The organism is Myroides sp. LJL115 (assembly GCF_054871665.1).
This window is the reverse complement of the sequence record NZ_JBTXLS010000022.1, coordinates 16935-34530: the sequence shown is the minus strand read 5'-3', so window position 1 is coordinate 34530 and position 17596 is coordinate 16935. Positions and strand designations below refer to the sequence as shown.

Annotated in this window: 8 protein-coding genes; 5 read left to right on the top strand and 3 right to left on the bottom strand. The window is 34.5% G+C overall.

Annotated features, from left to right (window positions below; all coding sequences use genetic code 11):
- Window positions 1-434 precede the first annotated feature (434 nt).
- The 4 genes from ACYSNX_RS07140 (at window position 435) to ACYSNX_RS07125 (ending at window position 9140) form a co-directional block, all read left to right on the top strand.
- Window positions 435-4844, top strand: coding sequence for a hypothetical protein (locus ACYSNX_RS07140; protein ID WP_461753995.1), 4410 nt, complete (start codon window positions 435-437; stop codon window positions 4842-4844).
- A 69-nt stretch (window positions 4845-4913) separates the two neighbouring features.
- Window positions 4914-6212, top strand: a complete 1299-nt coding sequence (locus tag ACYSNX_RS07135; protein WP_461753994.1) for a gliding motility-associated C-terminal domain-containing protein — start codon at window positions 4914-4916, stop codon at window positions 6210-6212.
- Between the two features lie 15 nt (window positions 6213-6227).
- The gene (locus ACYSNX_RS07130; protein ID WP_461753993.1) at window positions 6228-7160 is read left to right on the top strand and encodes a PorP/SprF family type IX secretion system membrane protein; all 933 of its coding nucleotides are present in this window, start codon (window positions 6228-6230) and stop codon (window positions 7158-7160) included.
- A gap of 12 nt (window positions 7161-7172) precedes the next feature.
- On the top strand, window positions 7173-9140 hold the full coding sequence (locus ACYSNX_RS07125) for an OmpA family protein (protein WP_461753992.1): 1968 nt from the start codon (window positions 7173-7175) through the stop codon (window positions 9138-9140).
- A gap of 636 nt (window positions 9141-9776) precedes the next feature.
- Here the strand turns inward: ACYSNX_RS07125 and ACYSNX_RS07120 are convergent.
- From ACYSNX_RS07120 to ACYSNX_RS07110, 3 genes are all read right to left on the bottom strand, one after another.
- Complete coding sequence (locus tag ACYSNX_RS07120; protein ID WP_461753991.1) at window positions 9777-10958, bottom strand: efflux RND transporter periplasmic adaptor subunit; 1182 nt, start codon at window positions 10956-10958, stop codon at window positions 9777-9779.
- 6 nt (window positions 10959-10964) lie between these two features.
- Complete coding sequence (locus ACYSNX_RS07115; RefSeq protein ID WP_461753990.1) at window positions 10965-15317, bottom strand: CusA/CzcA family heavy metal efflux RND transporter; 4353 nt, start codon at window positions 15315-15317, stop codon at window positions 10965-10967.
- Between the two features lie 76 nt (window positions 15318-15393).
- Window positions 15394-15768: a DUF6660 family protein gene (locus ACYSNX_RS07110; RefSeq protein WP_461753989.1), complete on the bottom strand. Its 375-nt coding sequence runs from the start codon at window positions 15766-15768 to the stop codon at window positions 15394-15396.
- Window positions 15769-16126: 358 nt separating this feature from the next.
- Here ACYSNX_RS07110 and ACYSNX_RS07105 point away from each other — a divergent pair, with 358 nt between their 5' ends.
- The gene (locus ACYSNX_RS07105) at window positions 16127-17368 is read left to right on the top strand and encodes an aldehyde dehydrogenase family protein (RefSeq protein ID WP_461753988.1); all 1242 of its coding nucleotides are present in this window, start codon (window positions 16127-16129) and stop codon (window positions 17366-17368) included.
- The last annotated feature ends 228 nt before the right edge of the window (window positions 17369-17596 follow it).

The window sequence follows — 17596 nt, the reverse complement described above, 5'->3', positions numbered from 1 at the left end:
TTCTCTTAATTTAGTGTTAATAATTTTAAGTATTGTATTCTATGGGTAAGCAGGTAGAGAAGTAATGTTTTACAATCATAAAGTCTTTAATTATAGTGTCTTATGTTGATCTATATTTAATTGCATAAGCTTTATAGAAGTTAAAAATCGATTTTCAGATACTTAAATTAACATAAACACATCGTATTGGATTTTAACAGTAGTTTGATTTGGCCTAAAGTATGAGTAAATTTGCACCCGATTTATGACATTTATCATGTTTTAAAACTAAGCTGTTTATCCTCATTATATTACGAGACGTAGTTATAGCGAAAAACAAAAACTTTATACATGTCTAAATTAATGTAGTCTTTCTAGTTTGAAAATATGCTATGCATTTGATAAATAGACTAATATTATACAAGTTATAAAAAAAAATAATATAAAACTCAATTATGAAAAAAAGATTACTCTCTGTTGCCTTACTAATGGGAACCTCTTTTGTTGCTCAAGCGCAAGTAGGAATTGGTACAGCTACACCTAATAAGAGTGCAGAACTTTCTGTTGTCGCAAACAATAGAGGTTTGTTAATTCCAAATGTTGCTTTAAGCGATATTAAAGATGCAAAAACTATCTCAAACGGAAACGTAGAAAGTTTATTAGTATTCAATACAAATGGCGTTCCAAGTAGAGATGTTGTTTTAAGTGTAACTCCAGGATATTACTATTGGCATATTGATAGATGGCATAGAATGACATCTGAGGCGGATATTCCTGAGATTGTAGTGAATCAGTTCCAAGATATATTAAATCTTGATGGGGATAAAGTAAAAAATATCATTCAAGGATTATTTAGTGAAACTTTAACTGTGGTTGAGTATGACCCAGCAACTGGTGCATTAAAATATATTGATGAGAAAGGACAACCGACTGTTATAGATATCGCAGGGGCAGTTAAAAATTTTGAAACTGTTACTAAAATTGATGGTAATAAAGAAGACGGTACTTTTACTTTTATTGATGAAGCTGGAAATAGCACTACGCTAAATATTGCTGATTATGTGAAATCCCATGAAACCCTTACTACTTTAGTAAAGCAAAGACCAGGGTTATATACTTACACAAATGAACATGGTAAAACACAAGATATAACTGTTGTTAGTGACTTAATTCAAGTTATTGAAAATAAAACAGATCTTGATTTATATAACGTATTAAAACAATTAGTTAAGGTTGAACAAAGTTTAACTCAACTTGTTTATAATGCAACCACAAATAAATTAACTTATATCGATGAATCTAGTAAAGAAAATGAATTAGATATCGATACATTAGTTAAAACAAACCAAAATGACGTAAAAGTTATTGCTGGAACAAACATCACTGTAACGGAAGATTCTTCAAAAAAGAATTTAGTTACTTATACTTTAGATGTACCAAATGCTACTAAAAATACTCCAGGGGTTGTAAAACCAGGAACAGGATTAAACGTAGATGAAGACGGATCTTTAAATGTAGATATATTAGATGTAAAAGGAGACTTAGCTAACGGTACAATTTTATCTTCTTCTATAAATGTATTAGTTGATAAAGGATCAGTACTTCCAACATTATCAGATGTTACTTTAGAAATTGCAGCTGGAAAAGAAGGTCAAGTATTAACTTCAGTTGAAAATGCTGATGGTAGTACAACTACAGTTTGGAAAGATAGTCCTTTAGCTACTGAAGATACTCCAGGAGTTGTAAAACCTGGAGCTGGATTAAACGTAGATATAGACGGATCTTTAAACGTGGATTTATCTACGGCTAAAAATGCTAAAGATTTAACTGCTGTTGGTGCTGCAGGAGCAGAACGTATCACAATTACAAATGGATTAGGTACGACTCTAAAGAATACTATTTTAGATGTTAACGAAGCAAATTTAAAACTACAGAGTATTGGAGGTAAATTAGAAGTTAATCAAATTACTCCAGGAAAGGATGGACAAGTTTTAGTTTCTAAGAAAGATGATAGCAACAATGTTATTACTAAATGGGAAGATGCTTCAGGTACTACAAATACTTTGGAATTAGGAAAAACTGAAGGTGAAGATAATTATAACAAAATTACTTCTACAGTTAACGGTGTTGATTCTATAGTGGATTTAAATGGTGCTGTTAACTCAGGAATGTTACAAAATAACTCTGTAACTGCTGGTAAAGTAGATGCAAGTGTTGCTGGGAACGGTTTAGTTAAAAATAAAGATACGGGAGCTTTAGATGTAGATTTTCCTACTGTTAAAGGAGAATTAGCTAAAGGAAAAGTTAGCTCTAGTACTATTACAGTTAATAATGGTACAGACAATAAAGAGAACACAACTTTTGCAGATGTTACTTTAGAAATTACTCCTGCACAGAATGCTGGACAGATATTAACAACTACAATTGAAAATGGTAAAACTCTTGTAGAGTGGAAAGATGTACCTGGAGCAAGTATTGCTACAGAGAATACTCCAGGAGTTGTAAAACCAGGAGCAGGATTAAATGTGGACAAAGAGGGATCTTTAAATATAAATTACTCAACTGTTAAAGGAGAGTTAGCTAAAGGAAAAATAAGCTCTACAAGTATTACTGTTGTAAACGCTAACAAGGAAAAACCTGAGAACACAACTTTTGCAGATGTTACTTTAGAAATTACTCCTGGAACAGAAGGGCAAATTTTAAGTTCTAAAAAAGTAGGGGATAATACTGTTGTAGGATGGATTGATGCGCCTTCATTAAATCTTGATGGAGATGTTACTTTAGATAAAGCTGGGGAAACAGTTGTTGGAGGAATCCAAAATACTCCAGTTGCACCTACACCTCCAACTAAAGATGGACAAGTTTTAGTTTATGACGAAACTTCTAAATCTTGGATTCCAGGAAATACTAATGTGGATCACTTAGCTGGAGCTAAAAACTTAACTGGAGCGGTAGATACAGAAGGAGCTACTCCTAGAATTACTGTTGTAGGTGGAGAAGGAACTACTTTAAAAGGAACTACTTTAGATGTAAATGAAAAAGCTTTGAATTTATCTAAAATCGGTGGGATTCTAAATGTAAATCAGATTAAACCTGGAAACAAAGGACAGATTCTAACTACAACAGAAGTAGAAGGTAATAAAGTTATCCAATGGGAGGCAGCACCTGAAGGATTAACTCTTGCTGGAGATGTTACTTTAGATACGGATGGGAAAACAGTGGTTGGAGGAATCCAAAACACTCCTGTTTCACCTACACCTCCAAGTAAAGATGGACAAGCTTTAGTATATGAAGAAGGTAAAGATGGAAAACCAGGACAATGGGTTCCAGGAATGCCAGATGTAAATGTTGAAAATATTCTTAATGCTAAGAATCTAACTACAGATGGTAAGATTTCAATTGGTACAGCAACTCCTGCAATAGATGGAGATTCAGCTAGAATGAAACAAGGAGCTGTTTTAGTAGATACTCATTTAAGTATTGCCAAAGGAAGTATTACAGGTGATGAAATTCAAGATGATACTATTACTCCTGATGACATTAAAGGGGGTACTGATTTAAAGGATCAAGTATTAGGTACAGATAAAGATGGTAATCCAGAGTGGATGGATAAATCTACTTTAATGGTAGAACCATGGTTTGTACAGAAAGGTGAAGCTGCTGGTGAAGATGGTGAAACTGTAGCAACAGGTGGTGATAAAGCTACTTTAAATACTCAAGCTATTTATCAAATGGGTGCTGTTGCTATCAATAAAGAAACAGGAATGGCAGGGGCAGATTTAGATGTTGCTGGAGCAATTCGTGGAGCTTATGCTCGAGGTACAGAAGAAGGTTTTGATGGTATATCGTATCCTGTTGGGCCGGGTTCTGTTGCTCTTATTTCAAGTTCTGTTGCTAGTGAGTTCGGAAGTGTGGCTATAGGTAATTACGCAATGTCAACCGGTATGTATGGTATTGCGATTGGACAAAATGTAAAAGCAAACGCTGATGCTTCAATTGTTATAGGTGATGCTTCTCAGACAGATGCTACATATTCTTTTGCTTTTGGAAATGATATTAAAACTCGCGCTTTTGAATCAATGGCTTTAGGTTATGGTACAATATCTACAACCCAAAGAGAAACGGTAATGGGAGCTTATAATGCTATCTTAAATGGAAACTCTTCTCTTTCTGATGAAAAAAAAGGAGAATTTGAAGATCCAAATGCCATTCATTTCCAAATTGGTAATGGTACTGGAGGTAGAACAAGTGATAAAGTGGCAGGTAACGCAAGTACAGCTTTTGCTATGCTTAAAAATGGTAACACAGGTATAGGTATCGTTGGTCTTACTGATGAAGCTGCTAAACCAACTGCTACTTTGGATGTAGGTGCTGGTAAACCAGTTGGATCCAATAACAAGACATTAACTGGAAACAAAGGAGATGTTCGTTTTAGAGCTCTTCCAACTTTCGAAGGAAAAGCTTCAGATAGAATTGTAGTAGTAGATGATAAAGGATACTTAAAAACTGTAGATGCTGTTGCACAAGCAAAAGCTGCTATGCCAAAAGTATTCTATATGCCTGCTGTTACTTTTGATACTACTAATGATGCAACAGGCCTTAAAATGGATCTTCACGCCGAGTATATCAAACAATTCGGTGGAGCTTCAGGTTCTTTTGTAAGTAGTGAAGCTGGAGATACTGCTAGAGAATTAGATATTATCCCGACTTTTGAAAAAGGTGATTTAAAGTACTACGTTACTTATTATGATAAATCTGTTTTCAAAATTACAGGTATTACCAAAGAAGGAGTAATGACTTATGATATTATTGGTCGCGGTACTGCTGCAAGCTATATTAATATCGTATTTGTAGTTAGAGACTAAGTAAGTAATATAAAGAATGGGTCGTGCTAGTTTAACTAGTGCGACTATTCTTATTCAAAATTAAAAGCTATGTATACACCTAATAAAAAATACTCTTTTATTTTCTTAGCTTGTTTGCCATTTGTAACGAACGCGCAAAGCAATGATAAAAAAGAAGTATTTACCAATGAAGGGGTTATCACAGTGGCTGAAGGCGGACTTATGTCTACTATTTATCCTTTTGATAATACCCAACAAGGGAATGTGAAAAATGATGGTACGGTTTATTTTTATCACGATTTTAATAATGATAATATTTACACCCATAGTACTAATGCGCAGAATTCTACTGCCATTTTCACTCCTTATGAACAAAATACAGGTACACAATTAATCTCAGGAGAAAGTATTTCTGAGTTTCATCATGTAATATTAAAGAACCCAACTCCTGTAATGGCATTTGATTTAAAAAATGCTATGGATGTTAACGGATCGGTAGACTTCCAAGATGGAATCATTCAAGTAGATTCTTTAAATGGTTCTCTAACTTTTCATCACTCAGCACAAGCTCTTAATCCAACGGATCGTTCGCATGCAGAGGGAATGGTAGAAAAAATTGGACAAGAAGCCTTTCAATATCCAAAAGGAGATAAAGGTCTTTATAGATATTCTGCAATAAGTGCTCCTAGTAGTAAAACCGATGCGTACGAAGGAACCTATATTTTAGAGGATAAAGCCTTTTTTAGAGCGCGTCCTCATGTGTCTGGAGTAATCAATATCCTTGATAAGAATGAGTACTGGATTGTAGAAAAAGGAAGCTCTAACCATAAAGAAGATATTCTTCTTACTTTAAGTTGGGACGAGCGTACTACCCCAGCGGAACTTTTAAAAGATCCAGAAAAAGAACTTCATATTGTTCGTTTTGATCCTTATGAAAATCTTTGGGTAGACGAAGGAGGAATAGTAGATTTAGCAAATAAAGAGATTACTACTCCAACTGCAGTTAAAGGTTATGGTTTCTTTACTTTAGCTACTGTTAAAACAGATCTTATTTTAGATGGAGATGTAGTTATTTACAACCTTGTTACTCCAAATGGAGATGGGAAGAACGACTACTTCGAAATTGAAAACTTACATAAGTTCCCAGATAACCGCCTAGAGATTTTCAACCGTTGGGGAGTAAAAGTTTTCGAAACTTCTAATTATGACGCTAAAGGGGACGGTTCTGTAAATGTATTTAGAGGATACTCAGAAGGTAGAGTAACGGTGGATAAAAACCAGATGTTACCAACTGGAACTTATTATTACGTACTTACTTATGAGTACACAGGTACAAACGGAAATAGTACCATTAAAAAAGCTGGGTATTTACACCTAGAGACGCATTAAAATTAAAACGTACGTATGAAATTTTTTCAAACAATAAAATATCTAGGTATCACCCTTTTAGCTTTAGGATGCTACCAAAATGCTTTTGCTCAACAAGATCCTCAATACACGCAGTATATGTATAATACCTCCGCTATTAACCCGGCTTATGCAGGAAGTAGAGGAACCATGACAGCTGTTGGTTTATATAGAACCCAGTGGGTTGGATTAGAAGGAGCACCTAAGACGGCAAGTTTTTCTGTGAATACTCCTCTTGGAGATTCAGGGTTAGGACTAGGGGTGAACTTTATCAATGATAAGCTTGGAGCAATGAATGACAATAACATTGCTATTGACCTTTCTTATGCTATTGATCTTAACTATGATTATAAATTAGCTTTTGGTATTAAAGGAACAGCTAATTTATTAAGTGTGGATTATCAAAAGTTAACTATTCGTCACCCGGATGATCCAATTTCAGCTAGTAATATAAATAATAAATTCACACCAAATATTGGAGCTGGTTTATACTTATATTCAGAGCGAACTTATTTAGGATTATCAGTACCAATGTTTTTGGAAAACGATCGTTACGATGATAATGATATGACTACTATGCGTCAAAAGCCTCACTTTTATTTAATGGGGGGACATGTATTTGACCTTAGCCATAATTTAAAATTCAAGCCTGCATTTTTAGCTAAAGCAGTAACAGGTGCTCCACTTCAAGTGGATTTAACGGCGAATTTTTTAATTTTGGAGAAATTAACTCTTGGTGCTGCTTATCGTTGGGATGCTGCAGTTAGTGCTTTAGCAGGATTTCAAATCAATGATAACTTATTTGTTGGTTATTCTTATGATGCGGAAACTACTAAGTTACGTCACTACAATTCAGGATCTCACGAGATTATGTTGCGCTTTGAACTATTTAACAGACGCGGAAGCATCAATGCTCCAAGGTTCTTCTAAAGACTTCTAGTTATGATAAAAAATAAAGTAAAAGTAGGCTTAGTAAGCCTACTTCTTTTTATGGGTGCTTTAAGTGGTTTTGCCCAAGTAAAAACACATAAAAAAGCAGATACAAGATACGACAGATTAGCTTATGTAGATGCTATTCAAATGTATGAGCGTATCGCGGAAAAAGGCTATAAAAATCAAGAGATATTACAAAAGTTAGCAGATGCTTATTATTTCAATGGTAAGTTAGACAAAGCTAATGAGTGGTATACAGAGCTTTTTGAAGCAGAGTACAAAGACAAAGGTAAAGAGCCTATCTCTTCTGAGCATTACTATCGTTATGCACAGACTTTAAGAGCAGTGGAAGATTATGCAAAGAGTGATTCTATTATGGGGGTATTTAACCAAATGGAAACCCAAGATAAGCGTGCGATTCTATTCACTGGTAATAGAGATTACTTAGAGCAAATTGCCCAGCAAGGAGAAAAGTATAATCTTAAAGCTATAGAGGTGAACTCTGAGTTTTCAGATTATGGTGGATTCGTTTTAGGAAATGATTTAATCTTTACTTCTGCTAGAGAGAATTCTGCAAAAGCTTCTAACGGGGTACACGCTTGGACTAATGAGAATTTTACTAGCTTATTTTCTACAACAATAGAAAATGACGGTACCTTTAGTGAGCCGGTTGTATTTTTAAGTGAAATGGATTCTAAGGTAAATGACGCTACTGCTATCTTTACTAAAGATGGAAATACAATGTATTTCACCCGTAATAACTCAAAAGCAAACGGACGCAAAAAAGGAAATAAAAGTAAGAATTCCTTACTTAAAATTTATAAAAGCCAAAAATCAGAAGATGGTAAATGGTCAGCGGTAGAAGAGTTACCTTTTAACTCAGATAACTTCAATACAGCTCACCCTACTTTAAGTGTAGATGAAAAATGGCTTTTCTTTTCTTCAGATAGAAAAGGTACTTTAGGAGCATCGGATATCTTTAAGGTAGAAATTCTACCTAATGGCCAGTATGGTGAGCCTATTAACTTAGGAGATAAGATCAATACTTCGGCAAGAGAGACATTTCCATTTATTTCTAAAGATGGAATTTTATTCTTTGCCTCTGATGGACATCCAGGTTTAGGAGGATTAGACATCTTTATGACGCGTTTAACTGCTACTGGAGAAGTAACCCAAATTATTAATATGGGTAGTCCTATTAACTCCAGTATGGATGACTTTGCACTTTTTACTACTAATGGTAAAAAGGGATTTGTAAGTTCTAATCGCCAGGCTGAAACTGCAGGTGATAACATTTATTTCTTTAGTGAAATACCATGTGCAATTACTTTAGATGGACGTATCATTGATACAGATACTAATGAGGTTATACCAGGTGCTACAGTTACTATTTACAATCAGAAAAATGAGGTGTTATTTACCTTAACAAGTGATGAAAATGGTTACTATAATCCAAATGCTACTCTACCTTGTGGAGAGATGATTATAGTAAAAGCTGAAAAGCAGGATTACCAAAGCAATGAAGTAATGCTTACTTTACCAGTATCCACTACAGCAGTTACTGCTGATGTAAAACTAGAGAAAAGTACTTTAGGGCTTAAAGTAGGAGACGATTTATTTAAAACTCTTGGACTTAATCCAATTTATTTCGATTTTGACAAGTCTAATATTCGTCCCGATGCTCAAGAGGAGTTAATCAAGATTTACGCAGTAATGCAAGAATATCCTTCTATGAAAATTGATGTTCGTTCTCATACAGACTCAAGAGGAGATGATAACTACAACATGGGTCTTTCAGATCGACGCGTAAAATCTACTATTAAATGGTTAATTGAGCAAGGGATTGATTCAAGCCGTATACAAGGTAGAGGATATGGGGAGAGCCAACTATTAAACAAATGTTCTAACGGAGTTCCATGTACAATACAAGAGCACCAGTTAAATAGAAGAAGTGAATTTATCATTTTGGAATTATAATAATTTGAGAATGACTTTTTAAAACGGAGTTTCTATATTAATTATAAAAGGGAGTTGAAAACGATATGTTTTTAGCTCCTTTTTTTTGCTTAATGCCAAAACAAATGTTCTTTTAGTAAATTCATTAAAGGCATTATTAGCCTATGGTTTTCTATATGTTTTTTTATTATCATGACACTTATTTAAACCCTAAGACGAACCATGGGAAATTTGCTGACTATTCTTTTTCTACACTTAAGCAGTTTATCCTCTTTTAGAGGAGTTTTATGGGATGAATAGAAAAAGGGAGCTATGAAAATCAAAAACAACTTCTTTAGGAGGTTGTAAGGGGTTGAAAACATACTTTACATACTTTGAGATAGAATAAATTATAAACCCCAGTAGAAGCTATTTAAATCACTCTTTTTAATTTATACAAGGTAGAATAGGAGAGAAGCTTGCTTTTTGATTGTGTTTTTAATGAAATAGAAGATAGGTTATTTTTTCATCTTATTTCGTTGTAGCTAGGAAGAAGGTAGTTGTTTTGAAGACGTAAAAGTGCTGCATTATACGGTAGTGCAAAAGTAAGGGCATAAAAAAACCTGCTTTTTTAAAAAAGCAGATTTTTTTACGCATCTATTATTTATCACTTCTATTTTAGTGATCATGGCCACCGCCACCTTCGTTTTTAATCAAATGGCTTTGGATGTAGTAAGCTCCTGTTAATGCAATTTGAGGATCCTCTGGTAAGGCCATAAGTACACTAACCTGAGTGTATCCTAATTCCGATGTACCAGTTTTTACCTCAATACGCTCAAAGTGATATTCCTCCTTTGTTTGATCTTCTACCACAAAGATAAACTCTTTACCCTCTGCCTTTACAATAGCTGTGTTTGGTAGCGATGGCACTTTAGAATCTCCTAAGTTTACTAGAGCATTTACATAAAAGCCTGGTACAAGAGTTTGATCTGTTTTTTCAATATTTGCGTGAACAGCAACGGTTTTAGTTCCTGGTTCAAAAGCATTTCCAATACTAAAAATAGTTGCATTTATTGGAGTAGACTCATTATTAGTCAAGTTAAAGCTAACGGTTTGCCCTACTTTAATTTGTGCTAAATCTTTTTCAAATACCATTAAATCTAAGTGTACTTTAGTATTGTCTACTACGTTAAACAAAGATTGTCCAGGGGCAATATTAGTACCAATCTTTACATCAATACTGGCAATATTTCCAGTAATAGGAGCAGTAATTCTCATGCTAGCTGCACTAGAACCAGGGGCTACATTAAGTAATTTTAATTGATTGGTTAAACTTTGGTAACGTGCTCTTTCAACATTTAGATCCGATTTTGTCTTTTGATAAATCTTTTGAGAGTTTACATTTTGCTCTCTTAAGGTCTGTTGTCTTTGGTATTCTAATTCCAAATAATCTAAGTTGTTCTTAGAAACTAGATACTGCTCTTGTAATTGGATAAACTCTGGACTCTCAATCATAGCTAAGGTTTGACCTTTTGTTACGTGTTGTCCAACATTTACATTGATTTGTGTAACGGTTCCTCCTAAAAAGCTAGTTACATCCGCTTGGTCTTTTGCAGGTAATTTGATTAGTCCATTTACCCTTAGAACATCGCTTAAGTTTCTATCTTGAATTTGTCCTAAAGTAATGCCTGCTGCTTTAAACTGGGCGTTATTTAATTCTACTTCTTTGTTTAAAGAAGCATTTTCTTGCTGTTCTTGGGAAGTAGAATCTATTGTATCGATAGAGGTTTTGTCTTTAGTAGTACAACTAAGGCTTAGTAAGCTAAGAGCAAAACCAAAGTATAAGATGGATTTTTTCATGATCAATTATTGATTAATTAGGTAATGTAAAGTGTTGTGGCTTAAGTTGTATTGCAATACTGCTTCTAAGTAATTAATATAAATGGTGAATGCTGTTTCCATAGATTGTATGTATTCTACATAGGAAATGTCTCCATTGTTATATTGTTTATTGGCGTGATCAGTTATGATATCTGCGTTTTTTAGTGCGCTTGTTTGATAGTATTGAATAACCTTATCTTGGGCCGAAATATTATCTAATTGCTGCTGTACATTAGCACTTAGTTGCGTGTGCAAATAATCTTTCTCTACTTCTAATTGTTTTGTTTTTGTTTTCAAGGCCTTTACTTTTGAGCTTTGACTTCCAAAGAAAATAGGGATAGTGATACCTACTGAATAACTTGGAATACGCAGTTGTTGGCCATAATTTTTGGTTGTTCCATTACTCATTGTCTGCAAACCAGATTCCGATTCTATGCTATAACCTAGGGAAATATCTGGTAAAAATGCCGATTTCTCTAGTTTTGTTTGTGCCTGTGAAGTGCTAATTTGATTTTCTGCTAATAATAAAGAATTATTTTGGCTTAGATCAATTTGCTCAAACACATCATGTGGGTCAAATTCTAATCCTGCTTCTAAAGGAGTAAAATCCTCTTGTATATTTAATAGAGCTCTTAACTTGGACTTTTCGTTTAAAAGTAGGGCTATGTTTTGGGTTAGCATCACATTGACCTCTTGTTCCTTTGCTATGGCTACATTGCTTTCCATAAGGGTAGATTCCCCTGTTTCATAGCGTAGTTTAGCCGAAGCAGAAAACTCCTTTAATAAATCTAATTGCTCTTGTAAAACTAATGATCTACTCATAGCAAAAAGCATATTGTGCCAAGATTGCTTCACCAAAAACTCAACTTCAATTTGGCTTTTTTGTAGCATTAAAACAGAAGCCTGATAATTGTTTTTTAATACCTCTTTTTTCTTACCATAGGTAAAAGGACTAAAGCTTTGAGATACATCTAATGAAATATCCTTTTTTTCTATTCCACTTAAGTGACCAAAACCAGTGGATACTTCCGTCTTTGGGATGTCATAGGCAGTTTTAATTAACTGCTGTTGGCTTTGCGCTCCTAAACGTGCTGCATCAATGGATTGATTGTTTTGAGTAGCCAATTCGATTGCTTGCTCTAAGGAGATCACTTGTCCTTTTTCTTGGGCTACTGTTGGTATACTCATACACAGTAGTAAAGAGGCTAAAGCTGCGGCTTTTGCTTTTTTAGAAAGTCCTAATCCTTTTTCTTCATAGTAGTAGATAATAGGTAGGACAATTAAAGTTAAAATTGTAGCCGATATAAGTCCTCCAATTACTACAGTAGCTAATGGCTTTTGCACCTCAGCTCCAGCGCTATTAGATAGTGCCATAGGCAAAAAACCTAAAGAGGCAACCATTGCTGTTAATAGTACTGGTCGTAGTCGGATTTTAGTTCCTTCAATAATTCTTTCGTATAGTGGCATACCTTCTTTTTCTAGAGCGTTAAACTGGCCAATAAGTACAATACCATTTAATACGGCAACTCCGAATAGAGCAATAAAACCTACTCCAGCAGAAATACTAAAAGGCATATCACGTAGCCAAAGGGCTGCAATTCCACCGATGGCCGATAGGGGAATAGCCGTGAAAATCATAAGGGATTGTTTTACCGATCTAAAGGTAAAATAAAGCAGTATAAAAATTAGAGCAAGGGCTATAGGAACCGCTATACTAAGACGATTAGTTGCTTCAACTAAATTCTCGAACTGTCCTCCATAAGTAACATAATAGCCATCAGGTAAAGTTAGTTTTTGATCTAAAATTCCTTGAATGTCATTTACTACACTTTTTACGTCTCTTTCTCTAACGTTAAACCCAAGAACAATACGTCTTCTTCCATCTTCTCTACTAATTTGTTGTGGTCCATCTTCATAGTCGATAGTGGCTATTTGACCTAGGGGAATCTGACCTCCGTTTGGAAGTGGGATAAAGGTATTTCTAATATTTTCAATATCTGCTCTAGCATCTTGATCTAATCGAACTACAAGGTCAAATCTCTTTTCTCCTTCATATACAAATCCGGCGGCTTCTCCAGCATACCCCATTCGAATGATTTGACTAATTTGTCCAATACTAAGTCCATGCATAGCTAGTTTATCCTTGTCATAAGAAATACTAATTTGCGGAAGTCCAGAAACTCTCTCTAATTTAGGAGTACTCACTCCTGGAACATCTGCTATATAGCCGTTGATTTCCTCTCCAATAGCAGCTAGTCTATCTAGGTCTTCTCCAAATACTTTAATCGCAACATCACTTCTAACTCCAGTCATTAACTCGTTGAATCGCATTTGAATAGGTTGAGAGAATTCTGTTGTTACTCCAGGAATTTGCTCTAGAGCATGCTCCATTTTTGAGATTAACTCTTCTTTTGTACTAGCACTGGTCCACTCATCCTTTTCTTTTAATACCACAATTAAATCCGCTGCCTCCATAGGCATTGGGTCGGTTGGAATCTCCGCACTACCAATTTTGGAAATTACCATCTTTACCTCAGGGAAATTTTCTTTTAAAATTTGCTCGGCTAAAGTAGTGGTCTCAATTTCTTGTGAAAGGGAACTTCCAGAGGAAATAATCACGTGAGTGGCTAAGTCTCCTTCATCTAAGGTTGGAATAAATTCTCCTCCCATATTAGAGAACACATATACAGAGTAAGCAAATAGAACTAAAGCAAGACCTAAGACTAATTGCTTTACTTTGAATGCTTTTTCTAAGATAGGTTTGTAAAGCTTGTATATTTTTTGGATTAATCGATCGCTAAAGTTCGGTTTTTCCTTTCCAGCATTTTTAGATAAAAACAGGGAAGAAACCATTGGTACATAGGTTAATGATAAAATAAATGCACCTAAGATTGCAAAGGATACCGTTTGTGCCATAGGACCAAACATTTTACCTTCAATACCAGAAAGAGCCAAAATGGGCAAGTACACAATTAAGATGATAATCTCCCCAAAGGCTGCACTTGTTCGAATTTTAGAAGAAGCTTGGTATACCTCTTGGTTAATTTGAGCTTGGGATAACCGTCTTTTCTTTCCAAGGTGAAGTCGGTGTACAATGGCCTCTACAATAATAACGGCCCCATCGACAATTAAACCAAAGTCAATAGCTCCTAAGCTCATTAAGTTTCCACTTACTCCAAATAAACGCATCAAAGAGATGGCAAATAGTAAAGAAAGCGGAATCACAGAGGCTACAATTAATCCTGCACGCCAGTTTCCAAGGAAAATAACTAATACGAAAATTACAATTAAAGCCCCCTCCATTAAGTTGGTTTGAATGGTTTTAACTGTTTTATCAATTAATTTTGTACGATCTAAGAAGGTATCAATGGCAACTCCCTCAGGAAGGGATTTCTCAATTTGGGCCATGCGCTCTTTCACAAGATTTACTACCTCTTGAGTGTTGGCATCTTTGAGCATCATTACCATTCCACCTACATCTTCTCCTAAACCATCTTTGGTAACAGCTCCATAACGTATACTACTTCCAATGCGCACATCTGCAACATCGCGAATTAACACAGGAGTACCATTAACGTTTTTAACTACAATTTTTTCAATGTCTTCTAAATTAGACACCATACCAACGCTTCGGATAAAGTAGGCATAAGGTTTTTTATCGATATAAGCACCTCCTGTGTTTTCGTTATTTGCCTCTAATGCTTGAAATATTTCCAAGATGGAAGTATCTAAAGAGGTTAGCAAATCTGGTTTTACAGCAATTTCATATTGTTTTAGTTGCCCCCCAAGAGTGTTTACCTCTGCAACACCTTTTACTCCCAAAAGTTGTGGTTTGATAATCCAATCTTGAATGGTACGAAGATCCATACTGTTGTATTGGTCTTCATATCCTTCTTTGGGGTAAACCACATATTGGTAAATCTCTCCAAGACCTGTACTCACTGGTGCAAGCTCTGGTGTTCCAACTCCTTTAGGAATAATTTCTGAGGCTTCGCTAAGCTTTTCGTTAATTTGAGTTCTGGCCCAATAAATATCTGTATCCTCGGTAAATACTACGGTAATTACACTTAATCCAAATCTACTAATGGATCTAAGTTCGGTAATATTTGGGATTGGTTTTACCGCCTGTTCAATAGGGTAGGTAATGAACTGCTCTACCTCTTGTGTGGCTAAAGTAGGAGAACTAGTTATAATTTGCACCTGATTATTGGTAATATCAGGCTGGGTATCCATTGGTAAAGTTGACACAGAATAGCCTCCCACTACCATTAAGGCAAGGGTTAGCAATCCTATAATAAACTTATTTTGGATACTAAATTGTATGATTTTATCTAGCATTGTAATAAAATTTAGTTTTAATAGGTGTATTCATAGTTTAAATTTAAGAAAACTATGTTAAAAACGTTAAAATTTATTATGCTATTTTAGGTGGTTGCCAGATGCTTTGGGCAATATTTTGTGGGAAGTAATTATAAAAGGATACTACTTCTTTATTTAAAGAAAAAGTTTTAGCCTCTGGTAGATTTACAGAAAATGCCAATGTAATAAAAGTAGCACAACAATTACAGGTACACAAAGGAGAGCATGTATCCTTAAGGGTTATTTCCTTTTGGATAGAAGTATCGTTTGAAGCTGTGGCTGAGGTATAATTTGTAGTGTTTACTACAGAAGGGGCATATTCGAACCTATCGGTACATGGGTAGCTTGCCACTACTAAGATTAGTAGGGATAAAACAAGGTGCGCTATGTATCGAGTGGCTTTCATCGTTGCAAAAATACTAAAAAACATTGTATTACAACAATACATTCTATATTTTATGTAAAGGTTGCAACAGAGTTGCATTGTTATATTTATGATTTCTTTTTTGCAACATATTTAATAACAGATGATTGTGGTTAGGTTAGGGCTGCGATGATACAAAAAAGGTAGTTTCTCTCCTAAGGTTTACTGTAAAATATTGTCAATTTTATATTCTTGTTGGTAGTAATTAGTTTTTTTATGGTTATATTCATAATATACTATTTTAGTATAGGTTATTTTAGTATATTTAATGTGTTTAATATGTTTAAATCAGTTATAAATTAACTAAAATATCATACTGTTAAAAAAAATATTTATATTTTAGTTAAATAAATTTTTTGTGCAAATGAAAATAAGTGTTCCAAGTAGCCATAAACAGCTAGGCTTTACTAGTGATAATCCTCTTGTATTACAAGAGACGCTACATTTAGCTAGCAAGGCACTTTTTATGCAAAGTAAGTTAAAGGGTTTCCATAGAAAGATCTTTTTTAAAATGAAGGATTATTTTACAGAGAATAAAGCCTCTTTAGCACTTTGTATTGCCAAAGATAGTGGCAAGAATCTTTTTTTAGCTAGACAAGAAGTAGATTTATGTATTGCTGTTTTAAATGATTATTGCCTTAATGCTGCTAGTTTTTCAAAGAATACTAATCCCCTTAAGCTAGGCAAACAACAAAAACCTAAGATTGTTGTTTCTATGCACTATAAGAATTTTATTTTGCTTCAAATGATTAAGTCTATTTTACAGGAGATTCCCCTTGGTAACACTTTGGTAATTAAACCTAGTAAAAGAGCGATTTTAATCCGTGAGAAGATGCAGCAAATTCTCCAATTTTGTGGTTTTCCAAAAGGAGTGGTGAGTATTGTGTTTTGTAATAAGATTCAACTCAAACAAATTTTTAGCGATCCAATGGTCGGTAAAGTAGATTTTTTGGGTACCAAGCAAAATGCAACTCTTTTACAAGAGCACCTTATAGGTAGTTTAATACAAAGTAATATAAAAAGCATCCCAGATATGCCTGTTTTAGTTCTAAGTGATGCCAAAATGGAACAAGTTGCAAAGCAAATTGTTGTTCAAAGATTGCAAAATAGCTATCATTTAGAGTTAATTGCACATCCCATTATTGTACACAAAAGCCATGAATGGGAATTTACCAAAGAGCTAACCACTCAGGTCACACAAATGAATTGCCACAGGTTAAATGGCCATCAAGGCTCTAAGTATAGTTCGCAACTTATTCACCTTGTGCATATGGCTATTTTACAAGGAGCCATTTTACACTATCCTGTAGGTATAGATTTGCATTGTATTGACTCTAGCACTCCTATTGTTTTAAGTAATGTAGATGGTAGCATGGATTTGCTTTCAATGACTCTGAATGAGCCTATTTTTCTTATTCAAAGTGCCGCGAGTCTACAAAATATGTTAGAGTGCTTACAAATGGAGTATAAGGGCCTTCCCATTAGTGTGTATACTAATGCAAATCAGGTTATTGCTAAGGATTTAATTCAAGATCTAAAGACTATGAGGATACAGGTCAATAAATTCCACAATAGATATGTAGAAGACCTTATGTGTCAATTTTAATAGTACATCCACTAATACTATCCCATAAAAACAAGAGCTATTAAGTTTTATACTAGTTTTTTATAGGGGATTTTAGTGCTTAAAGTGTTGTTGTTTTGTTGTTTATAATGAGTGAAAAGGTTTTTGTTGTGGCGACAAAAACCTTTTTTTCATGGAATAAACTTTGGAGTTATATATAGAATACTGTGTTAATAAAACGTTTTTTATTTTTTAGCTAATTTAACACTA